A 22,178-nucleotide genomic window follows, 5' to 3' on the forward strand; every position below is an offset into this window, starting at 1 on the left:
CATCAGTCCTCCACCACCCAAGTGTCTTTGGTACCGCCGCCCTGGGATGAGTTGACCACCAGCGAGCCTTCGCGCAAGGCCACGCGGGTCAAGCCACCCGGCACAACGCGGGTTTCCTTGCCGGACAAGACGAACGGGCGCAGGTCGATATGGCGCGGCGCGATGCCGTTTTCGACAAAGGTCGGGCACGTGGATAAACACAAAGTGGGCTGGGCGATATAGGCGTGGGGCTTGGCCTTGATGCGCGCGCGGAAAGCTTCGATCTCTGCCGCAGTGGACGCAGGGCCCACCAGCATGCCGTAACCGCCGGAGCCTTGGGTTTCCTTTACGACCAGATCCGGCAGGTTGGCCAGCACGTGGGACAGTTCGTCGGGCTTACGGCACTGGAAGGTCGGAACGTTCTTCAGGATCGGTTCTTCATCGAGGTAAAAACGGATCATATCGGTGACGAAGGGGTACACCGACTTGTCATCCGCGACCCCGGTGCCGATGGCGTTCGCCAGCACCACATTGCCGCAGCGATAGGCCGCGAGCAGGCCGGGCACGCCGAGCATGGAGTCGGGGTTGAACGCCAGCGGATCGAGGAAGGCGTCGTCGAGGCGGCGATAGATCACGTCCACCGCTTTGGGGCCGTCGGTGGTGCGCATGAAGACGCGGTCGTCGCGCACGAACAGGTCGGCGCCTTCCACCAGCTCCACGCCCATTTCCCGGGCCAGGAAGGCATGCTCGAAGAACGCGCTGTTGAAACGCCCCGGCGTCAGCACCACCACGCTGGGGTTGTCCAGGGGGCTGGAGCTTTTCAGGGTGTCGAGCAGCAGGTTGGGGTAATGGTCGATGGGGGCGATGCGCTGGGCAGCGAACAGTTCGGGGAACAGGCGCATCATCATCTTGCGGTCTTCGAGCATATAGCTGACGCCGCTCGGGGTACGCAGGTTGTCTTCCAGCACGTAGTAGGTGCCGTCGCCATCACGTACGAGATCAACCCCGGAGATGTGGGAATACAGGTCGCGGTGCAGGTCCAGGCCCTGCATCGCCAACTGGTACTGCTCGTTGGCCAACACCTGCTCGGCGGGGATGATCCCGGCCTTGATGATGCGTTGCTCGTGGTACAGGTCGGCGAGAAACATGTTCAGCGCCTTGACCCGCTGGATGCAGCCGCGCTCGACAATCCGCCATTCGCTGGCAGGAATGCTGCGCGGGATCGTGTCAAAGGGGATCAGGCGCTCGGTACCCTGTTCGTCGCCGTAAAGGGTGAAGGTGATCCCGGCGCGGTGAAACAGCAAATCGGCTTCGCGCCGGCGCTGGGCCAGCAGTTCAGCAGGGGTTTCGGCCAACCAGCGGGCGAATTCGCGGTAATGGGGGCGGACCTGCCCTGCCCCATCGTACATTTCATCGTAATAAGTGCGGATCATGCCGTACTCCTTGTCACCCGGACGCAAGAACCATCGCAAGGCCCGTGCCAGCGGCATAAACACTTAAAAATCAGTGAGTTGAATAGAAACAGAAATCCAGCCGCACCGTCCTGGTGCGCAGAATGCCCGCTGTCCTGTCGCACGCTTCATCGCAATGCGGGCTTTGACTATCAACAGCATAGTCAGAGTTGATTTCACTGCCCGGCCCAGCCTGCGGATAATCGCGCTCATCTGCTGAACCCGCTCCTTTCAGCACATCGCTCTTCCCTTTAGGCCACCCTCGTTGGGTGGCTTTTTTTTGGTGCTGAAAAAGGGTTCGCAAGTTCCGAAAAGTTTTCCTACGGCACAAACAAAATCGGCCGACCCAAAGGTCAGCCGATACGCTGTGTTTCTCATACTGCTACATGGGTAACCCACGCACCTCCTGCTTGACGCCCCAGCCTTCGATGATCCCGCCCAACGGTTCGACCACGGCTTCAAAGTCTTGCTCGAAGTCGCCTATGCCGTCGTAGGTGGCAAACATGATCTTGCTCAGTTCCAGGTACCAGGCGCCATCGTCGCGCGCGCTGACCTGGGCATTCAGGGATTCCCCACGAAACTCACCCGCAGCTCTGCGCGCCCGTTCCTCATCCGGGAAAATGGCGTAGAACTCAATGGGGTGAAAACGCGAGAAGTCGAAGCCGCCTTCTTTCATGCGGCGCAGAACGTTGGTGCTGATGTCTTCTTGATAGGCTGTGCTCATGAAAAGTGCTCCTCTAACCGATGGATAGACTTTCCGTGCTTCCCGAAGCCCACGCCGTAATAGCGTGGGTACTACGGCAATAACAACACCGCTGGAAAACAAGCATGTAGCTGACAAGACCAGACCTTAGCGATTCATTCGCTGATCTCGATTGCAGAGTAGCGCGAAGCTATCACCTCCACCAGAGGCGCTTTAATGGCAATCAGGGAATGTTCAGGCGGCAGGCGAGATGTCGAGGATTTGAATGCTGTTCTGGTCTTTGAGGATCTTGACCGTGGGCTCGGACTCCCGGCCATCGTAGTCATTGAGGTCAAGTTCGGCGGCGACAGGTACCACGCTGCTGCGAATCAAGTGCGCAGCGTCTTCGAGGCTGGGCTTTTGTTCGCAGTTGAACTCACGCACGGCCGTTTCACCGTGATCATCAACGAAGGTAATTTGCCACGTTTGCATCGGTGCCTCCTCGATAAAGCCCGCGTGTGGGCTCACATCTATCTGGACCTTGAGGGTTCGCCAAACGTTCCACTCAAGGCCGGAGACACCTGATCGGCTGCGCTTACTTCTCAGCGTGATCCTTGAGGGCTTTCAAGGTGTTGAACGGCGCGTCCACCACGAACTTGTTGGCCAACCACGATGGCACGCTGCCGCCTGGCTCGGTGTGTACTTGATAGGTGACTTCGGTCAGGTTGTCGCCTTTGGGCACCAGCTTCCAGAAACCTTCGACCTGGGCGACACGCACGTAGCCTTTGACTTCCGGCTGATAGGTGGGCACTTCCAGCAGCTTGCGGGTGAGCGTGCCATCGGCGGCCTTGGAGGTGGTGATCTCCAGGATGGAATCACGGTCGGTCACCGGGAACGGTGCCTTGAACTGGGTGTAGGTCCAGCTCTTGTCGCCTTCCTGCTTGAGCAGTTTTTGCGATTTGCACTCGTGAATCCAGGAGCAGGCGCCCGCCACGTCTTCTTGCAGTGCCTGGATCTTGGCCACCGGCGCCTTGATCGTGGTCACACCGCGATACGCCTTGTACTTGGAGCCGGCGACTTCGCTCAACGACACCTTGATCCCGTCTTCGTCCTTGGCGACCTGCCAATCCTCAGCCTGGGCAGTGGCAGCAAACATCACCGTAAAACCGCACAACACAGCCATTCGTTTCAGCGAACCCATTGTTGTATTCCTTATTGTTGAAGTTCCGATAGTAAAGCCCATCAAGCCGCCGTCATCTGCTCCCACCAGCCGATCAACCGGATCGCATCGGCCTGGTCGGTGCCGCAGACCTCGATATCCGCCTTGAAATCACTGCACACCGCCGGGCGCTCCGGTTGCCCGAACAGTTGGCACAGCTGTTCGACCGACAGGTGCAGGCAGCGTTCGCCCGCCGGTTTGCCCTGCGGCATTCCGGGGAGTGGCGAACTGATGGAGGGGGCGATGCAGCATGCGCCACAGCCTTCACGGCATTTCATGACCAGCAGGTCCTCGACGACTCAATGTGGATGGCCGGGCTAGAGTACGCCCTTAAACAGCCGTTTTAAAATGGTCTAACAGGGGTTTTTCGCAGAAAACAAAAGTGACTGACCAGTCTGCGACAGATGGTCGAAGAGCGCCGTCACGTTTGTGGGAAAAGTTTACTGCTTGAACTCGAATTCCAGCGCTGCGCCTTCCACGTCACGGCGCTCTTCATTGCGCAGTTGCAGCTTCATCTCATTGCTGAGCAGGCGACCGTTGATCTGGAAGGCGCTGTTGTCGGTGGGTTTCTCACCAAACATCGGCGGCAGCAAGGGCACGCTCTTGGGTTTGGGCATGGTGCCAATGGGCTGCAAGTGCCTGACCATGTCCGAAGGCAGGGACAGGTCCAACTGTGCCGGTGGCAATTTAGTCTGGGCCACTTCGCTGGCGGACTTGCTGGCTTTCGCTGCGCGCTTTTTCACTGCTGGGGCTTTCTTTTTCGCCACCGGGGCTTTTTTCGCCGGCGTCTTTTGCTCGGCAGCGGCAGGTGCGCGTTCAGTCACAGGCGCCGCCGCCAGCACGGTGCCGACATTGCACAGGCTTAGCAGGCCAATCACCCAGACAGCACGAAAAATAGAGGTCATATCGCCAACAGCATTAACGGCAGAGGGCCATATGCTCGCTTGTTGCGCGCGGCATGACAAGCGCGGTGATTAGCCCGCTACCGATCATGCCCCTGTTCCTGGGTTCAAAAGCCCGCTGCGGTTTCCTGGCACAGCTGGCTGGCGAGCATCCCCAAGGTCATCAGCGCGCGCTCTGCCTCGCGGTTCCACGGCGTGCCGCAGTTGAGACGAATACAGTGGTTGAACTGCTCGGTGTTACTGAAAATCAACCCCGGCGCAATGCTGATGCCCTGTTGCAGGGCGCGTACGTGCAGTTCCTGGGTATTGACCCGCCCCGGCAAACTGACCCATAGGATAAAACCACCACTGGGGCGGGTCATCTGCGTGCCTTCGGGGAAGTACTGCTGCACCGCCAGCTGGAAAGCGTTGAGATTTTTGCGGTATTCCTGGCGGATATAGCGCAGGTGGCGGTCATACCCACCGTTTTCCAGGTAGGCGGCAACGCCCATCTGCGTGACGCTGCACGCCGAATGGGTGCTGAACATCTGCAAGCGCTGGATTTCCTGCTGGTATTTGCCGGCAATCATCCAGCCGATCCGCACGCCGGGGGACAAGGTCTTGGAAAAGCTCGAGCAGTAGATCACCCGATCCAGGCGGTCATAGGCTTTCAGGGCCTTGGTGCGGCCGACTTCGAACATCAGCTCGCCGTAGATATCATCCTCGACGATCTGGATATCGAAATCCGAGGCCAGGCGCAGCAATTGTTTCTGCCGTTCCTCGGGCATGGTGCCGCCCAGGGGATTGCTCAGGCGTGTGGTCAGCACCAGGGCCTTGATCGACCATTGGTTGGCCGCCAGTTGCAGGGCTTCCAGGCTCATGCCCGACGCCGGGTCGCTGGGAATTTCGATGACCTTGAGGCCGAGCAGGTCCGCCAGTTGCAGCAAGCCGTAGTACGTCGGCGATTCCGCAGCGATCAGGTCGCCGGGCCGCGTCAGCACCCGCAGCGACATCTGCAACGCATCCACGCAACCGTGGGTGATCACCACTTCGGACGGATCCACCACCACGCCGGCATCGCGCATGCGGATCGCCACCTGGCGCCGTAGCGGCTCGAAACCGGGGCTGAACATGTAGCTGAACGCCCGTGGGCTCTGGAATCGCGTGACCTTGGCCAACTGCTGGTGCAGTGCACGCACCGGCAAGTAATCGACACTCGGCACAGCCGCGCCCAACGGGAACACGCCTTCGCGGCGCGACTCGACCAATACCTGCTGGATGATGCTGCTGCGGGTGACCAACCCCGGGCGCTCTACACGGGCGATGTCTGGCGTCGGCGCGGTGAGTGCTGGCGTCTGGTGCACGTAGTAGCCAGACTGCGGCCGCGCGCGGATCAGCCCCTGGTCTTCCAGGTTGGCGTAGGCCTGCAGCACCGTGGCATGGCTGACGTTGAGCTGAGAGCTCATCTTGCGCACCGAAGGCACGCGCTCGCCCGGTTGATAGACACCGCGCCGGATATCCTCAGCCAGTTGCTGGGCGATACGTTGGTAGAGCAACAGATTGGTCATGACGCAGCACTCGATTTCACGGGTATTTTATTTTTGTGTGAAACATACCGGCACAGTTTAGAAGTGTACGGGGACAGTTGCCACAATAGTCGAGCGCGGGCGGGAGTGACAGTAAAAACTGTAGGGGTGGTGACGAGTATTTCAGGAGTACACAGGCCAAATGTGGGAGCGGGCTTGCTCGCGAAGGCGGTGTTCCAGTCACAACATCTATTGACTGACAGACCGTATTCGCGAGCAAGCCCGCTCCCACAAAAGCCGGTTTTCACATTTTAATTTGTGTCGAGCGTTAGCGAGCAGCGCCCAGTTGGCCTTTCTCGTCAGAGAACACAATCTCCACCCGACGGTTCTGCGCCCTGCCCCGCTCGGACGCGTTGGCCTCTACCGGATACTGGTCGCCATACCCTTCGACCTGGATGCGTTTTTCATCGATCCCCAGGTCCACCAGCACATCGGCCACCGATTGCGCGCGGTCACGGGACAGTTTTACGTTTTCCTGCTCGCCACCGGTGCTGTCGGTGTAACCCTCGATACGCACCACGCGCTTGGGGTTCAGTTGCAGGAACTGGACGATTTTCAACACTGTGCGGTTCGCCGAGTTTTTCAGCTCCGCTTCGCCGGTATCAAACAGCACGTCGCCCAGGGTCATCACCAAACCGCGATCGGTCTGGGTGGTGGTCAGGCTGGCGATCTGTTCTTCGAGCCATTTGCCCTGCTGCTGCACGCTGGTCAGCTTGTTTTCACGCAGGGCCAGTTGCAGGCGCTGGCGTTCCAGTTCGAGCTTGGCGCCACGTTCGGCGTTGAGCGCCTGCTCGGTGTGTTCGCGGGCGATGGCGCTGTAGCGCTGGCTCAGGTAAGCGTAATGCGCAACGTCGTTGCCGCTGCCCCAGTAGCTGGACAGGCGGTCGGCACGGGCCAGGGACTCGCCGGCACGGATCACATCCTTGGGCGCAAAACGCAGCACGTTGGCGTCTTCCTTGACCTTCTGGAAGTCGCTGCCCGCCTGCTGCAACGCCTGCTCACTGTTGGGATGGCTGGCACAACCGCCCAGCACTGCGCTACTCACCAGCAACGCGCAGCTCAGACCACGGATCAGCGGGCTCATTGGGCTTCTCCCAACTGCAGCTGTTTGCGCAGGCGCGTGATGCGGGTGTTAAGCACGTTCAACTGCTCCTGGCTCTTGCGGGTCAGCACTTGGGCTTCGGCCAGGCGCGCATCCAGTTCAGCTTGTTCGGCACGCATGCGTGCGTTTTTGTAGGACTCATCGGCCATGCTGCCCTGGGCCCGTGCAAACTTGGCTTCGGCCAGTTTCAGTTCAGGCGATTCATCCGCGTTGGCACCCACGGCACTGGCTTGTTCCAGGGCTTGCTGGGTGAGGCGCATTTGTTCAATCGGCGCAGGATCGCTCGCACATCCCGCCAGGGCGGCGACGGCGAGGGCCGCGAAAAGAGGTCGAAGAGTCACTGAAAATCCTTACTTTGCTGGGGTGCCGACAGGTTGCTGCAATTGCGCTTTCCAACGTTCCAGATTGCTCTGCAACGCTGCTTGCGCCACACCGGAGGCCGACAATTCTGTCATCTTTTTGGCCAACTGTCCGCGCAGCCACGGATCATTGCAGGCGGAGTTGTGGGAAATCGCCAGGTAGAGGCCGGGCTGATCGACCGGCACTTCGCGCGCGATCAAGTCATTGCTCATCCCCAGGGTCTGGGCCATGGCCATGCCGGAGTAACGTCCGGCGAGGACGTAGTCCACTTCGCCGAGCAGCAGTTTCTGGAAGGCCGGCGTCAAGCTGGGCAAGCGTTGCAGGGTGAGTTGCTGGCCGGCGAAGGTTTCGAAACCGGCGCTCAAGCGTGCACGCTCCGAGACCGCGCCCTTGTGCCCGTGCAGGTCGGCGGCGGTGGTGTAGGCCAGCGCCGAATCCTTGCGTGTCCACACCAGGTAATCGGTCTGCACCAGCGCCGGGTGGATGTAGTCGAGGGTGTCCAATTCGCCCAGGTTCAGCGGCGCATCGGCGAGGATGTCCATGCGCCCGCTGCGCACTTCGTCCAGGGCCAGGGAGCGTTTGCCGCCGTACAGCAGGTCAACCTTGAGGCCGAGGTCCTTGGCCACTTGCTGCAACACATCGGCGGTGGCACCGATCAGGCGCGTGGGGTCTTGGGGGGCGCGCCAGAGCAAGGGCGGTGCGTCCGGGCTGCCGGTAATGACCAGGCGTTCGCATTTGCCGGCGGCCAGCGTCAGGCCTGGCAGCAGCGTGAGGCCCAGCAGTACAGTCCAGCGACGCAATTCCATGGGGAAGCTCTCCAGCAAGTCAAAAAAAAGCCCGGTCACAAGGACCGGGCTCTTTATAAGTGAAGCGGCTGGATTAGACCAGCTTCTCCAACTCAGGTACGGCTTCGAACAAGTCCGCGACCAGGCCGTAGTCAGCCACCTGGAAGATCGGTGCTTCTTCGTCCTTGTTGATCGCAACGATCACTTTGGAGTCTTTCATACCGGCCAAGTGCTGGATCGCGCCGGAGATACCGACCGCGATGTACAGCTGTGGCGCAACGATCTTGCCGGTCTGGCCGACCTGCATGTCGTTGGGTACGAAACCTGCGTCGACGGCCGCGCGGGAAGCGCCGACCGCAGCGCCCAGCTTGTCGGCCAGGGCGTACAGGTGCTTGAAGTTGTCACCGTTCTGCATGCCACGGCCGCCGGAAACGACGATCTTGGCAGCGGTCAGCTCAGGACGATCCGACTTGGCCAGCTCTTCGCCAACAAAGCTGGAGGTGCCAGCGTCGTGGGCAGCGGCGACGGCTTCAACGGCAGCCGAACCACCTTCGGCGGCAACCGGGTCGAAACCGGTGGCACGCACGGTGATGACTTTGACCGAAGCGGTCGATTGCACGGTGGCAATGGCGTTACCGGCGTAGATCGGGCGCTTGAAGGTGTCAGCGCTTTCAACCGAGATGATCTCGGAGATCTGGTCAACGTCCAGCTGCGCGGCAACGCGTGGCAGGATGTTTTTGCCGTTGGAAGTGGCGGCAGCCAGGATGTGGCTGTAGCCAGCGCCAAGCTCTGCAATCAGCGGCGCGACGTTTTCCGGCAGCTGGTGAGCGTACGCGGCGTTGTCGGCCAGCAGTACCTTGCTCACGCCAGCGATTTTCGCGGCGGCTTCAGCCACGGCGCCAGCGCCTTGGCCGGCAACCAGCACGTGAATATCGCCACCGATTTTGGCGGCAGCAGCCACGGTGTTCAGGGTGGCCGGGGCCACAACCTTGTTGTCGTGTTCAGCGATTACCAAGATAGTCATTTTTAGATTACCTTCGCTTCGTTTTTCAGTTTCTCGACCAGTTCAGCCACCGACTTGACCTTGATGCCCGCGCTGCGGGCAGCCGGTGCTTCAACTTTTACAGTCTTGTTGGTGGAGGCGGTGGAAACGCCCAAAGCTTCAGGAGTAACCGACTCAAGCGGCTTCTTCTTGGCTTTCATGATGTTTGGCAGGGACGCGTAGCGCGGCTCGTTCAAACGCAGGTCGGTGGTGACGATGGCCGGCAGTTTCAGGGAAACGGTCTGGGCGCCGCCGTCGATTTCACGGGTGACCGCTACGCTGTCGCCGCTCACTTCAACCTTGGACGCGAAGGTGCCCTGGCCGTAACCGGTCAGTGCAGCCAGCATCTGGCCAGTCTGGTTGTTGTCGCTGTCGATGGCTTGTTTGCCCAGGATCACCAGCTGAGGCTGTTCCTTGTCGACAACGGCCTTGAGCAGCTTGGCCACGGCCAGGGAGGTCAGGTCTTCGGCAGACTCAACCAGGATGGCGCGGTCGGCACCCAGTGCCAGGGCGGTACGCAGCTGCTCTTGAGCAGTGGTAGGACCGATGGAAACCACGACGATTTCAGTTGCCACGCCTTTTTCTTTCAGGCGTACGGCTTCTTCCACGGCGATTTCACAGAAAGGGTTCATCGACATCTTGACGTTAGCAAGATCGACGCCGGAATTGTCCGCCTTGACGCGAACTTTCACGTTGTAATCGACAACGCGTTTGACAGCTACAAGAACCTTCATGGATTCCTCGTTACTCTCCGGTGAAAAGAAAGTCGCCTAGGCGAACCTGGCGGTTGATGCTCATCGGCACACAAGGGCACCTCCAAAACCTTCGGCTGTGACCTTGCTCACGGGAAGTGATGACCGTTCGTCAGTGGTGACTGAGAGGTCATTCTTTATCGCGGCGTGTAAACTGCGCGCCATCATTTGGGCACGCATGCCTTTTGCCTGTCTTTGGACGTGCTCTTGAAACCCGCTGTCTGCCTACGGTAAGCGCAAAACCGACCGTATATTGACCGGAACGCCTATTCTGGTCAATACGCCAAAATAGCCAGTCATAAGCCGCGTTGCTTTGATTTACCTAGCCTGCGGCCAATTCAAACAAACGTTTGTATTGGACGCTAGCAGTGGTCTATATATAATGCGCCACCTAGAGAGAAAGGTGGGTCGGGCCTTCGCGCCAGACGACACCAAACCTCCACCCCATTAGAAAAAAAGCCTGTTGAGCCTTGAGTAGGAGATAACCTGTGGAACGCGAATACATGGAATTCGACGTGGTCATCGTCGGCGCTGGCCCGGCGGGCCTGTCTGCCGCCTGCCGACTGAAGCAGAAGGCCGCCGAAGCCGGTAAGGAAATCAGCGTCTGCGTGGTCGAGAAAGGCTCCGAAGTCGGCGCACACATCCTCTCCGGTGCGGTGTTTGAACCCCGGGCCCTGAACGAATTGTTCCCGGACTGGAAAGAACTCGGCGCCCCGCTCAACACCCCCGTGGTGCGCGATGACATCTATGTACTGCGCAGCCCCGAAGCCTCCACCAAGGTTCCCGACTTCTTTGTGCCCAAGACCATGCACAACGAAGGCAACTACATCATCTCCCTGGGCAACCTGTGCCGCTGGCTGGCCCAGCAGGCCGAGAACCTGGGCGTGGAAGTCTACCCAGGCTTCGCCGCCCAGGAAGCGCTGTTCGACGAAAACGGCGTGGTACGCGGGATCATCACCGGTGACCTCGGCGTCGACCGCGAAGGCAATCCGAAAGAAGGCGTGTACACCCCAGGCATGGAGCTGCGTGGCAAGTACACGCTGTTCGCCGAAGGCTGCCGCGGCCACATCGGCAAGCAACTGATCCAGCGTTTCAACCTGGACAGCGACGCCGACGCCCAGCACTACGGCATCGGCCTGAAAGAAATCTGGGAAATCGACCCGGCCAAGCATCAGCCAGGCCTGGTGGTGCACACCGCCGGCTGGCCGCTGGACATCATGAGCGCCGAAAACACCGGTGGCTCGTTCCTCTATCACCTGGAAAACAACCAGGTGGTCGTGGGCCTGATCGTCGACCTGTCCTACAGCAACACCTTCCTGTCGCCGTTCGACGAGTTCCAGCGCCTCAAGCATCACCCGGTGCTGGCCCAGTACCTGGAAGGCGGCAAGCGCATCAGCTACGGCGCCCGCGCCATCTGCAAAGGCGGCCTGAACTCGCTGCCGAAGATGGTCTTCAACGGCGGCGCGCTGATCGGTTGCGACCTCGGCACCCTGAACTTCGCCAAGATCAAGGGCAGCCACACCGCGATGAAGTCCGGCATGCTCGCTGCCGACGCCGTGGCCGACCGCCTGTTCGCCGACTCCGAGGGCGGTGACGAACTGACCGCTTACGTCGAGAGTTTCAAATCCAGCTGGTTGTACGAAGAACTGTTCGCCAGCCGCAACTTCGGCCCGGCGATGCACAAGTTCGGCCCGATCATCGGCGCCGGCTTCAACTGGTTCGACCAGAACATCCTCGGCGGCAAGATGCCGTTCACCTTGCACGACACCAAGCCGGACTACGCCTGCTTGAAGCTTGCGAAAGACAGCCAGAAGATCGACTACCCGAAACCCGACGGCAAGCTGAGCTTCGACAAGCTGAGCTCGGTGTTCCTCTCCAGCACCAACCATGAAGAAGAGCAGCCGTGCCACTTGAAGTTGAAAGACCCGAGCATCCCGATCGGCACCAACCTGCCGCTCTACGATGAACCGGCGCAGCGCTACTGCCCGGCCGGCGTGTATGAGGTGATCACCAAGGAAGATGGCGAGAAGCGCTTCCAGATCAACGCCCAGAACTGCGTGCACTGCAAGACCTGTGACATCAAGGACCCTTCGCAGAACATCACGTGGGTTACGCCGGAAGGCGCGGGTGGGCCGACTTACCCGAATATGTAAGCCCAAAAAAAGGCTCCCAGATGGGAGCCTTTTTTTATAGCTGACACAACGCGTGTCAATTGTGGGAGCTGGCTTGCCTGCGATAGCGGTGTATCAGTACCCGATATGTGGCTGACCCACCGCTATCGCAGGCAAGCCAGCTCCCACATTGACCGTGTTGAGCCAGCAAGACCTACGCCGCCCGCTCTTCGCCGGGGTTGCGCTCGAAGTAGCGCTTATATTCGCGGCTGAACTGCGACGTACTCTGATACCCCACACTGTGCGCCGCCTGCGCCACGCCCATCCCCTCCACCAGCAGCAACTGCTGCGCCTTCAACAACCGCAGACGCTTCAGATACTGCACCGGCGACAACAACGTGCAGCGCTTGAAATGCTCATGAAAGGTCGACGCACTCATGTGCGCATACCCGGCCAACGTCTCGATATTCAGCGGCTCGTCGAAATGCGCATGCAGGTGGTTCAACGACGTGGCAATCCGCGAAAACTGCCCTTGCTGCTCCACCAACGCGCGCAACACATCCGCCTGCGGCCCGCGCAGCGCGGTGAACAACAATTCACGCACCCGCGCCGGGCCCATGATCCGGCTTTCCAGCGGATCGTGCAGGCACTGCAACAGCCGCTCGACGCAGCCGCGCATGGCATCATCAAGCACCACTGAGCTCATCGACTCCAACGTCTGCGCCGTCGGCGGCGGCCCGGCCTGAATGCCCATGGCCATCACCAACTCGCCCAATACCACGCGGTCGATGCCCACCGTCACCCCGTACAGCGGCGCGTCCGGCGCCATGGCAAACGTCTCGCACTCGAACGGCACCGGCATGGCCTGGATCAGGTAATGCCCGGCGCCATACTCCAGCGTGCGCGGGCCCAGATAGGCGAGTTTGCTGCCCTGGGCCACGAACATCAGGCTCGGCTCATAGATCTGCGGCCCGCGTGCCACATCGCAACTGGCGCGCAACACCTTCACGCCCGGCAGGTTCGTCGGGGAGAAACCGTCGCAGGGCGTCAGCCCCTCGATCAAGGAGACCAGCGTGGCGTTGGCGTCGAGATGGCGGGTCAACAACATGGCAAAAAACTTCGCGAAAAAGGGATGAGAGCATCATCGCAGGTCTGGCGACACATAAATCCAAACACAGGGCACTCCCGGACGAATAGGCATGAGACTCGGAGCAATCGCCATGGCCGCACCCTGGCCCGGCGCGGAGAATGCGCCGCCTCTCCTGTGATTGTTTTTGCGAGGTTCCCCATGTACACCGCCATCGGTTATGCCGCCCAGTCGGCCACCACTCCCCTCGCCCCCATGTCGTTCCAGCGCCGCAGCCCGCGCGTGGATGATGTGGCGATCGAGATCCTCTACTGCGGCGTGTGCCACTCCGACATCCACCAGGCACGCAACGAGTGGGGCATCGCCGTGTACCCGCTGATGCCGGGCCACGAGATCGTCGGCAAGGTCACCGCGGTCGGCGCCAATGTCACCGCGCATAAAGTCGGCGACCTGGTCGGTGTGGGCTGCATGGTCGATTCGTGCCGCCACTGCGACGCGTGCAAATCGGACCTGGAGCAATACTGCCTCGAAGGCCCGACCATGACCTACGCCACCCCGGACCGCGTCGACGGCAGCAACACCATGGGCGGCTACTCCGACAGCATCGTCGTCAGCGAGCACTTCGTGGTGAAGATCCCGGCCACGCTCGACCTGGCCAGCGCCGCGCCGATCCTCTGCGCAGGCGTGACTATGTACTCGCCGATCAAGCACTACGGGATCAAGGCCGGCGACAAAGTCGGTGTATTGGGCATGGGCGGCCTGGGCCATATGGGCATCAAGCTGGCCAAGGCGATTGGCGCTGAGGTGACCCTGTTCACCCGTTCCGCGAGCAAGGCCGAGGAAGGCCGTCGCCAGGGCGCCGACCATGTGATCGTGTCCACCGACGACGCGCAGATGCAAGCCGCTGCCGGGCAGTTCGATTTCCTGCTGGACACCATCCCGGTGCAGCACGACCTCAACCCTTACCTCGACGTGCTGCGTTTTGACGGTGTGCATATTTTGGTGGGCCTGATCGAACCGGTGGACCCACCGGTCAACGCCGCCAAGCTGATCCTCGGCCGCAAAGTGCTGGCCGGTTCGCTGATCGGTGGCATTGCCGAAACCCAGGAAGTCCTGGATTTCTGCGCCGAACACGGCATCAGCTGCGACATCGAAATGCTCGACATCCGCAACATCAACGAAGCCTACAGCCGGATGATCGCCGGTGATGTGAAGTACCGCTTTGTCATCGACATGGCGACCCTGAAGGCCTGATCAGGCCTTCGCGCCCAACTCCGCTGACAGCCGGGCTGCGACCTGTTTGATCACAGGGATCAGCTCGGCCATTTTTTCCAGCGGCATGTAGGGCACGGTACTGGCGATGCTGATGCCGGCGACAATTCGCCGGCTGGCATCGCGCACCGGTGCCGCGACACAACGGATCGACGGTTCGTTGTCTTCCAGATCGAACGCAAAACCACCCACCACGTATTCGCGCATGCGCTGCTCGAACTGCGCCCAGGATTGCTCCGGGTGCTGCGGCCACTGCAGGCTTTTGCCGGCAGCCGGCTGGCTGACGTCGTACAGGCGCTGCCACTCGTCTACCGGGTCATCCAACAACAACGCCTTGCCGATACCGGTGCGCGCCAGCGGCATGCGATGGCCGACCCGCGAGCGCATTTCCGGGCCGTTGCGGCCGGGGTTCTTGTGCAGGTAGAGCACGTCGTCGTATTCGCGGATTGCCAGGTGGATGGTGTCACCGGTCAGCGCCGACAACTCGTCCAGGTACGGCACCGCCAGCGTCACCAATGGCAGTTCTTCACGCGCCTGGAAACCCAGCTCGATCAGCTTCGGCCCCAACAGGTAACCGACTTGCGGCACCACGCGCAGGTAACGCTCCTCCACCAGGCAACTGGCCAGGCGGTGGGTGGTGCTGCGGGTGGTGCCGATGCGCTTGGCGATCTCTTTGAGATCCCGCGCACCGGCCGCCACCGCATGCACCACGCCCAGGCCACGGAGCAGGGTCTGGGTGCCGGTGGGGGCGGTGTCTTTGGTGGGGGTGGGGGCGTTTTCCTGCATGTCGGGCCTATAAGTGTGAAAGCGCGGGCATTATGGCAAAAGCTGAACCTGAGCACAGCGAAGATCAAAATGTGGGAGCGGGCTTGCTCGCGAATGCGGTGTGTCAGTCACCTGATGAGCTAGCTGGCCCACCGCATTCGCGAGCAAGCCCGCTCCCACATTTAGTCCTCACATGGCATGGCTTAGCGTTGTTTCATGCGGTCAATGATGACCGCCAACAGCAAGATCGAGCCCCGAATCACATACTGGTAAAAGGTATCGATGTTCTTCAGGTTCATCGCATTCTCAATGATCGCCAAAATCAACACCCCGGCAATCACATGCCGGATCATGCCGATCCCCCCGCTCAACGACACCCCGCCCAGCACGCACGCCGAAATCACCGTCAACTCGAACCCCTGGCCAATCATCGGCTGGCCCGAGGTCATGCGTGAGGCGAGGATCACCCCCGCCAACGCACCAATCAAGCCGTGCACGGCAAAGATGATGATCTTGGTGCGATCAACGTTCACCCCCGCCAGCAACGCGGCTTCCTGGTTGCCGCCAATGGCCATGGTGTTGCGCCCGTAGGTGGTGTAGTTCAGCAGCCAGCCGAAGAACACAAAGCACAGCACGGTGATGATGATCGGCACCGGCACGCCCAGCAGTTGGCCGTTGCCGAACACGAAGAAGCGCTCATCCATCACCCCCACCGCCTTGCCGTTGGAGAAGATGTACGCCAGGCCCCGCACAATCTGCATGGTCGCCAGCGTCGCGATCAACGCGTTGATGCGCAGCTTGGCAATGACGATGCCGTTGATCAGCCCCACCACCAGGCCCATGGCCAACGCCGCCGACACGCCGAGCACCACGCTGTCGGTATCACGAATCACGATGCCCGCCACCACGCCGGCGCAAGCAATCACCGAGCCCACCGACAAGTCGAAGTGCCCCGACGCCAGGCAGAACAGCATGGTGCACGCCGCAATGCCGACAGTAGAAATCGCCAGGCCCAGGCCGCGCATGTTCAGCGGCGAAAGAAAGTTGTCGATAAACAGCGCGCTGAGCACAAAAATGCCCAGCGCCGCGAGCAGCATCACCCAGTCATCGAGGAACTTGCGCTGGTTGAAACCCGGCCAGAAACCCTTTGCAGTTTTTACGTCGGACATCATTCACCTCGAATTCTTCAAGCCCGCGAACGCGGGAGAGCCAGTTGCAACAGCCGCGCTTCATCCGCCTGATCACGGTTCAACTCGCCGGTCAGGGCGCCTTCGCTCATCACCAGGATGCGGTCGCTGATGCCCATCACTTCCATCAGGTCGCTGGACACCACGATCACCGCAATACCTTGAGCTGCGAGGTTATGGATGATCTGGTAAATCTCCGACTTGGCGCCGATATCGATACCGCGCGTGGGTTCATCCAGCAGCAGGACTTTCATCGGCATCGACAGCCAGCGGCCGAGAATGGCCTTCTGCTGGTTGCCGCCCGAGAGGTACATGATTTTCTGCTCGGCGTTCGGCGTCTTGACTTTCATCGCCTTGATTTGATGCTCTGCGTTGCCCTTTTCCCAGCCTTCACGCAGCAGCCAACCGAATGCGGAATGGGCGCCACGGGCACTGATATTGATGTTTTCGGCAACGCTGGACAGCGGGATGATGCCTTCCTTCTTGCGATCCTCGGGGCACAGCAACACCCCGGCGCCGATGGCATCGCGCGGTGAATGCAGTTGCAGTTTTTTGCCACAGAGTTCCAGGCTTCCGGCGGTGCTGCGGGTCAAACCGCTCAACAACCGAAACAGCTCGGTGCGCCCTGCCCCCACCAACCCGAACAGGCCGAGGATCTCGCCCTTGTGCACCTGAAAACTGATCGGCTCGCGCAAGCCGGGGCCGAGCAAATCCTTGGCCTTGAGCGCCACCTCGGCATGCTCGCGCGGGCGATAATCGTAGATGTCGTGAATATCGCGACCGACCATGCAGGTCACCAACTGGTCATGGCTCAGGGCGCTCATGTCGTCGAAGGTGCGTACAAAACGGCCGTCCTTGAACACCGTCACCGCGTTGCAGATGCGGAACACTTCTTCCATGCGGTGGGACACGTAGAGCACCACTTTGCCCTCATCGCGCAGGCGCGTGATGATCGCCATCAGCCGGTCGATTTCCCGCGCGGAGAGGCTGCTGGTGGGTTCATCAAAGGCGATCACATGGGCGCCACGGGACAACGCCTTGGCGATTTCCACCAGTTGGCGTTGGCCCAGGGACAGGCGACCGAGCTTCTCCGCCGGGTCGATTTCATCCGCCAGGCCCTTGAGGCAAGCGAGGGCTTGCTTGCGCAACTGCCCCCGATTGACCACGCCAAACCGCGAGGGCAAATGCCCGAGGAACAAGTTCTCGGCCACGGTCATTTCCGGCACCAGGTGCAGTTCCTGGTGGATCACCGCCACGCCGCTGGCGATGCTGTCGGCGGCGTTTTTGAAGGCCATCGTCTGCTCGCCGATGTGCAGCGTGCCGCTGCTGGGAATGTAGGCGCCGCCTAGAATCTTCAGCAACGTCGACTTGCCCGCGCCGTTCTCGCCCATCAGCGCATGCACTTGATGCGGCCGCGCTTCAAAGCTGATCTGCGCCAGAGCCTTGACCCCGGGAAACTCCTTGCCGATGCCGTTGAAGCGCAGGGCCGCGCCGGTCATTTCCACAGCCCGATCTTGGTCAGTTCTTCCTGGAAGTTGGCGCGGGTGATCAGGGTCACTTCGTCCATGGCCGTGTACTTCGCGGGCTCCTTGCCGGTGGTGACCCACTCGTACATCGCCAGCGCGGTGTTGTAGCCCTCGATGTGCGGACTCGGCAGCATGGAGCCAAAGAAGCCGCTGTCGGCTTTCTTCAATTCACCGATGGCGTCGGTGCCATTGATGCCGATACCGATCACATTGGCCGCCTTGAAGCCGGCGCTTTCGGTGGCGCGTACGCCGCCGAGCACGGTGTTGTCGTTCATGCCGCCGATGATCAGGTTTTTCGCGGCGCTGGGCAGTTTGACCAGGGCCGAGTTGGTGGCGTCCATGCTGCCGGGAACATCGAGGGTTTTCAGCGCGGCGGTGAGGATGTGGTCCTTGGGAATGCCGGCGTCTTCGAGGGATTTGATCGAGCCGTCGGTGCGTTTTTTACCGGTGTCGAGTTCGTTGTAGGTGTTGATCACGGCGTAGGTGTCTTTCCAGTCCCAGCCGCGTTTTTTCGCTTCGGCGGCCATGGCCGCGCCCTGCTTCTGGCCCACTTCAAACGCCGCCATACCGAGGTACGGCACGTCTTCCATGAAGTTGCCCTTGGCATCGACGAAGCGATCATCCACCGCCATCACTTTCAGGCCGTTGGCCTTGGCCTTGGCGACAATGGCAGGGCCGAGGGACACGTCCGGTGGGCAGATCACAAAGCCCTTGGCGCCGTTGGCGGCGAGGCTGTCGATGGCCGACAGGGTTTTCTCGCCATCGGGCACGGCAATCTTGATCACCGTGAACCCGTGTTCCTTGCCGGCTTTTTCGGCGAAGGCCCATTCGGTCTGGAACCACGGCTCTTCGGCCTGCTTGACCAGGAAGCCGATCTTCACTTCTTCGGCGAATGCCACACCGCTGAAGGCCATCGCAAGGGCCAGGGTGCCGAGTGTCTTCTTCAACATGAACCACCTCTTCTTGTTATTGGAAAAGTGTTAGTCGTGGTACATCACAGACCGCCCGCCATCGATCATCAGGCAGGTGGCATTGATAAAGGGCGCCTCGTCGGTGGCCAAAAACAGCGCGGTCATCGCCACCTCGACCGGTTGGCCGATGCGCTTGGGCGGGTGCAGGTCGAAGGCGCGCTGGCGCTCGGCGTGGGGGTCGGCAAAGCCGTTCCAGTAATCGACGTTGAGTTGGGTCTCGATATAGCCCGGCGCGATGGCATTCACGCGGATGCCCTTGGGCGCGTATTCGATGCCCAGCGCCCGGGTCAGGCCGAGCAGGCCATGCTTGGCCACAGGATAGGGAAAGCAGCCGGGAATGATGTGGCTGGAATGGGTGGAGGCGATATTGATGATGTTGCCGATGCCCTGCGCAATCATGTGCGGCAACACCGCGCGGCAGCCGAACCAGGCGCCGTCGAGGTCGATGGCGAAGCAACGGCGCCAGTCTTCGTCGCTCATTTGCAGCGGGTCGCGGAACACGTTGACCCCGGCGCAGTTGACCAGCACGTCGACGCGACCGAAGCGTGCGATGGCCAGGTTGACCAGCGACTGCCATTGCTCGTTTGAGGTGATATCGACGGGTTGCGCGTAGATTTCAGCGCCGCGTTCGCGCCAGTGGGCGGCGACTTTCTCGACCTTTTCGGCCTGGATATCGGCGATGACCAGGCGCGCCTGCTGGGCCTGGAAGCACGCGACGATGGCCTCGCCAATGCCTTGGGCGGCGCCGGTGATGATCACCACCTTGTCTTTGAGCCGCTCGCCATAGGTTGGCTCGGGCACGGCGGGGAGTGACAACGGTTGTGCCTGCATCGCTTCACCTGTTTTATTTTTGGTAGTGAGTGCTGATGCAGGCGACTATAAACCGATCTTTTGAAACATCTCAATATATAAATTTGCATCCCACATTATGAGCAAAATGCAAAAAAATGTGGGAGCGGGCTTGCTCGCGAATGCGGTGTGTCAGTCACACATTAATTGACTGGCCCACCGCATTCGCGAGCAAGCCCGCTCCCACATTTTGATCTTCAATGCTTTCGGGAGGGTATTTTCAACCCAGCGCAAAATCCCGCAGCGCATCGCCTTCCATGCGATAACGCACCCACTCTTCCTGCGGCTGCGCGCCAATGGATTTGTAAAAGGCAATCGCCGGTTCGTTCCAGTCCAGCACGCTCCACTCGAACCGCCCGCAACCGTTGTCAAAAGCGATCTTGGCCAGGTGGCGCAGCAACTTCTTGCCTGCCCCGCCGCCGCGTTGTTCCGGGTTGATGTAGAGGTCTTCGAGGTACAGGCAGTTGCTGCCCAGCCACGTGGAATAGCTGAAAAAGAACACCGCGAAACCAATCGGCAAGCCGTCGCGCAAACAGATCAGGCCATGGGCGGTGGCGCCCTCGCTGAACAGGCTGCGCTCGATGTCCACCACGCTGGCGATCACTTCGTGCCGGGCCTTCTCGTACTCGGCCAGTTCGGTGATGAAAGTCAGGATCTGCGCAGCATCGCTGGGCACGGCGGGGCGAATCTCGATGGTCATGGGCGAGCCTTGGGCAATTGCAAAGCACACATACTAAGGGGGTTTGATGACTGATTGCAGTGCATTTTGATAGGCACCGTTACTCCGTCACCTGGTAACGCTGGCACCAGCAACCACACAACAATCGCCCTGCGCGTGCATGGTAAAAAGTTGCGCATAATTCCAACGACGTCCAGGCCTTCCCATGCATGCCTCATCCCCGGTGAGCACCAAGCTGTTCGCCCTGTTTTGCCTTGCCAGTTTTTTGCTGTCGCTGTCTTACGGCTCGACCTTTTTGCTGTCGCTGCTGATTCATACACGCGGCGGTGACGAGCACGATGCGGGCAGTGTGATTTCCACGGCGATGCTCAGCACTTTTGTGGCGGTGATGATCTCCGGGCACTTATCCGATGCATGGGGCGCGGCCCGCACGATTGCCGGGATGGGCTTGCTGTTGGTGGTGGCCTGCCTGGGATTTGCGCTGATGCCCGGCTTTGGCCAGGGCTTGCGGGTGTTTGGCCTGGCCTTGGGCCTGGGTTGGGGGGTGTTCTATACCTTGGGTCCGATCATCGTCGCGATGTTGGTTGCACCAGAGCAACGGGCCAAGTACTTCGCGTTGCTGTCGGGCAGCATGATGAGTGGCATCGGTGCCGGGCCATTGCTGGGGCGTGCGGCGAGTGCGCTGGGGTTGCCGCTGACCACGGCGTTTTACATCGCCGCACTGGCCAGCCTGGTTGGGGTGCTGGTGTTTTGGCGCCTGAGCCGGCATCTCAAGCAGGAAGCGACAGTGGCGAAAATCTCCTGGGCCGCCACGCGCCAGGTGCTGTCCTCCAAAGCAGCGTTCGCGATCATCATGGTCGGCCTCGGCGGTTGCGTGTTTGGCGGGTTGTCGTCGTTCCAGACCAGCTATGCGGCGGCGCACGCGCTGGACTATTCGCTGTTCTTTGGCGGCTTCCTGAGCGCGGCGATCACCAGCCGCTTGCTGATCGCCGGGTGGGTGGTCAAGCGTGATGCCTACGCCGCGGCGTGTGTGTTGTCGGGGCTGATGCTGCTGTCGGTATTGATGTTTGGCTTCACGGTGTCGGGGCCCTTCAGTTACCTGCTGGCGGCGGTCACCTTGGGCGTGGGTTACGGCCTGACGTACTCGGTGATCAACGGGTTGGTGGCCAATGAAGCACCGGCGGGCACCACGCCCCAGGCGCTGTTGCTGTTCAGCCTGGGCTACTTTGTCGGGGTGTTCGGGTTTCCGTTGCTGGCGGGGCGGATCATCGTCGAATACGGGCTGACGACCTTGCTGCTGACGGTCGTGGCAGTGGCGCTGTGCAATTGGTTGATCACCGTGGTGCGGCTGATCTGGCGCCGTTCGTCGCCAGCCAGGCACCAACAGCCGATGGGGGCGGACCAATAGAGGGTAAGGACAATCATCCTAAGGAGACACACTCATGAAGCATTCCCAGTTTGCTGCCCTCGCCCTCACCGGCCTGTTGTCTGCGGTTTCCCTGAGTGGTTTTGCGGCCACGTCGTCCACCGGCCCGACCAACCCGTCTACCAGCGAGACCCAGAAATCCATGGGCACCGGCATGGAGATCAACGGCGGCGCCGTCGACAACAGCAACAGTGCCGACCCGCACACCAAAGGCCAGGACACCCAGCGCCAGGCACCCGCTGCCGTGGGCAATGGCAAGATGGGGCCGGCGGTGAATGAGCCGAAGGTGCACAAGGATGACAACCTGCCGGGTGCGCCGAAGCAGCCGGCAGAGTAGTTTCGTCGCACACACAGCCAGACTGTGGCGGGCTTTTGTGGGAGCGGGCTTGCTCGCGAATGCGGTGTGTCAGCCACACATTAATTGACTGATACACCGCCTTCGCGAGCAAGCCCGCTCCCACAGTTT

General features: G+C 60.7%; 24 protein-coding genes. 4 read left to right on the plus strand and 20 right to left on the minus strand.

The genetic code is table 11. The annotated features are described in order from the left end of the window. Positions 1-2 precede the first annotated feature (2 nt). The 13 genes from DBR46_RS14155 to DBR46_RS14210 form a co-directional block, all read right to left on the minus strand. On the minus strand, positions 3-1,412 hold the full coding sequence (locus DBR46_RS14155; protein WP_017739244.1) for a circularly permuted type 2 ATP-grasp protein: 1,410 nt from the start codon (positions 1,410-1,412) through the stop codon (positions 3-5). Positions 1,413-1,475: 63 nt separating this feature from the next. Then, positions 1,476-1,643, minus strand: coding sequence for a hypothetical protein (locus tag DBR46_RS30225; RefSeq protein WP_158619154.1), 168 nt, complete (start codon positions 1,641-1,643; stop codon positions 1,476-1,478). A gap of 169 nt (positions 1,644-1,812) precedes the next feature. Beyond that, positions 1,813-2,154: a ribonuclease E inhibitor RraB gene (locus DBR46_RS14160; protein ID WP_015885395.1), complete on the minus strand. Its 342-nt coding sequence runs from the start codon at positions 2,152-2,154 to the stop codon at positions 1,813-1,815. A gap of 213 nt (positions 2,155-2,367) precedes the next feature. Then, positions 2,368-2,604 (minus strand): hypothetical protein, encoded by a 237-nt coding sequence (locus DBR46_RS14165; protein WP_124526687.1) that lies wholly within the window; start codon positions 2,602-2,604, stop codon positions 2,368-2,370. Between the two features lie 103 nt (positions 2,605-2,707). After that, positions 2,708-3,313: an START domain-containing protein gene (locus DBR46_RS14170; protein WP_017739246.1), complete on the minus strand. Its 606-nt coding sequence runs from the start codon at positions 3,311-3,313 to the stop codon at positions 2,708-2,710. Between the two features lie 41 nt (positions 3,314-3,354). Beyond that, positions 3,355-3,609 carry a YkgJ family cysteine cluster protein gene (locus DBR46_RS14175; protein WP_026137112.1) on the minus strand — a complete coding sequence of 85 codons (255 nt, stop codon included), beginning with the start codon at positions 3,607-3,609 and terminating at the stop codon, positions 3,355-3,357. A 162-nt stretch (positions 3,610-3,771) separates the two neighbouring features. Beyond that, complete coding sequence (locus DBR46_RS14180; RefSeq protein ID WP_124526688.1) at positions 3,772-4,236, minus strand: translation initiation factor 2; 465 nt, start codon at positions 4,234-4,236, stop codon at positions 3,772-3,774. A gap of 104 nt (positions 4,237-4,340) precedes the next feature. Beyond that, positions 4,341-5,780 carry a PLP-dependent aminotransferase family protein gene (locus DBR46_RS14185; RefSeq protein ID WP_017739249.1) on the minus strand — a complete coding sequence of 480 codons (1,440 nt, stop codon included), beginning with the start codon at positions 5,778-5,780 and terminating at the stop codon, positions 4,341-4,343. A 286-nt stretch (positions 5,781-6,066) separates the two neighbouring features. Continuing rightward, positions 6,067-6,882, minus strand: a complete 816-nt coding sequence (locus DBR46_RS14190; protein WP_124526689.1) for an OmpA family protein — start codon at positions 6,880-6,882, stop codon at positions 6,067-6,069. After that, a complete protein-coding gene (locus DBR46_RS14195) occupies positions 6,879-7,241 on the minus strand; it encodes a DUF4398 domain-containing protein (protein WP_124526690.1) in 363 nt (120 codons plus the stop codon). The genes DBR46_RS14190 and DBR46_RS14195 overlap by 4 nt, the downstream gene beginning before the upstream one ends. Before the next feature lie 9 nt (positions 7,242-7,250). Then, positions 7,251-8,066 carry an ABC transporter substrate-binding protein gene (locus DBR46_RS14200; RefSeq protein ID WP_124526691.1) on the minus strand — a complete coding sequence of 272 codons (816 nt, stop codon included), beginning with the start codon at positions 8,064-8,066 and terminating at the stop codon, positions 7,251-7,253. A gap of 73 nt (positions 8,067-8,139) precedes the next feature. Beyond that, complete coding sequence (locus DBR46_RS14205) at positions 8,140-9,069, minus strand: electron transfer flavoprotein subunit alpha/FixB family protein (protein WP_124526692.1); 930 nt, start codon at positions 9,067-9,069, stop codon at positions 8,140-8,142. A gap of 2 nt (positions 9,070-9,071) precedes the next feature. After that, the gene (locus DBR46_RS14210; RefSeq protein ID WP_017138339.1) at positions 9,072-9,821 is read right to left on the minus strand and encodes an electron transfer flavoprotein subunit beta/FixA family protein; all 750 of its coding nucleotides are present in this window, start codon (positions 9,819-9,821) and stop codon (positions 9,072-9,074) included. Positions 9,822-10,327: 506 nt separating this feature from the next. Between DBR46_RS14210 and DBR46_RS14215 the strand changes: the two genes are divergently transcribed. After that, positions 10,328-11,992, plus strand: a complete 1,665-nt coding sequence (locus tag DBR46_RS14215; protein ID WP_124526693.1) for an electron transfer flavoprotein-ubiquinone oxidoreductase — start codon at positions 10,328-10,330, stop codon at positions 11,990-11,992. Positions 11,993-12,164: 172 nt separating this feature from the next. On the opposite strand, the gene DBR46_RS14220 is transcribed toward DBR46_RS14215, so the two are convergent. Further along, on the minus strand, positions 12,165-13,058 hold the full coding sequence (locus DBR46_RS14220) for an AraC family transcriptional regulator (RefSeq protein WP_124526694.1): 894 nt from the start codon (positions 13,056-13,058) through the stop codon (positions 12,165-12,167). Positions 13,059-13,238: 180 nt separating this feature from the next. On the opposite strand from DBR46_RS14220, the gene DBR46_RS14225 reads away from it, so the two are divergent. Then, positions 13,239-14,291: an NAD(P)-dependent alcohol dehydrogenase gene (locus DBR46_RS14225; RefSeq protein WP_124526695.1), complete on the plus strand. Its 1,053-nt coding sequence runs from the start codon at positions 13,239-13,241 to the stop codon at positions 14,289-14,291. On the opposite strand, the gene DBR46_RS14230 is transcribed toward DBR46_RS14225, so the two are convergent. The 6 genes from DBR46_RS14230 to DBR46_RS14255 form a co-directional block, all read right to left on the minus strand. Further along, complete coding sequence (locus DBR46_RS14230) at positions 14,292-15,095, minus strand: IclR family transcriptional regulator (protein WP_124526696.1); 804 nt, start codon at positions 15,093-15,095, stop codon at positions 14,292-14,294. It lies immediately after the preceding gene. Positions 15,096-15,277: 182 nt separating this feature from the next. After that, positions 15,278-16,243: an L-arabinose ABC transporter permease AraH gene (gene araH, locus DBR46_RS14235; RefSeq protein WP_124526697.1), complete on the minus strand. Its 966-nt coding sequence runs from the start codon at positions 16,241-16,243 to the stop codon at positions 15,278-15,280. Between the two features lie 17 nt (positions 16,244-16,260). Then, positions 16,261-17,760, minus strand: coding sequence for an L-arabinose ABC transporter ATP-binding protein AraG (gene araG, locus DBR46_RS14240; RefSeq protein ID WP_124526698.1), 1,500 nt, complete (start codon positions 17,758-17,760; stop codon positions 16,261-16,263). Then, positions 17,757-18,737 carry a substrate-binding domain-containing protein gene (locus DBR46_RS14245; RefSeq protein WP_124526699.1) on the minus strand — a complete coding sequence of 327 codons (981 nt, stop codon included), beginning with the start codon at positions 18,735-18,737 and terminating at the stop codon, positions 17,757-17,759. The genes araG and DBR46_RS14245 overlap by 4 nt, the downstream gene beginning before the upstream one ends. A gap of 30 nt (positions 18,738-18,767) precedes the next feature. Next, positions 18,768-19,589 (minus strand): SDR family oxidoreductase, encoded by an 822-nt coding sequence (locus DBR46_RS14250; RefSeq protein ID WP_124526700.1) that lies wholly within the window; start codon positions 19,587-19,589, stop codon positions 18,768-18,770. Positions 19,590-19,827: 238 nt separating this feature from the next. Continuing rightward, positions 19,828-20,307, minus strand: coding sequence for a GNAT family N-acetyltransferase (locus DBR46_RS14255; RefSeq protein ID WP_010208407.1), 480 nt, complete (start codon positions 20,305-20,307; stop codon positions 19,828-19,830). A gap of 184 nt (positions 20,308-20,491) precedes the next feature. Between DBR46_RS14255 and DBR46_RS14260 the strand changes: the two genes are divergently transcribed. Further along, the gene (locus DBR46_RS14260) at positions 20,492-21,694 is read left to right on the plus strand and encodes an MFS transporter (RefSeq protein WP_124526701.1); all 1,203 of its coding nucleotides are present in this window, start codon (positions 20,492-20,494) and stop codon (positions 21,692-21,694) included. 34 nt (positions 21,695-21,728) lie between these two features. Then, positions 21,729-22,049 carry a hypothetical protein gene (locus tag DBR46_RS14265; protein WP_124526702.1) on the plus strand — a complete coding sequence of 107 codons (321 nt, stop codon included), beginning with the start codon at positions 21,729-21,731 and terminating at the stop codon, positions 22,047-22,049. Positions 22,050-22,178 lie beyond the last annotated feature (129 nt).

The sequence above is a fragment of the Pseudomonas sp. KBW05 genome (assembly GCF_003852405.1).
GTDB lineage: Bacteria > Pseudomonadota > Gammaproteobacteria > Pseudomonadales > Pseudomonadaceae > Aquipseudomonas.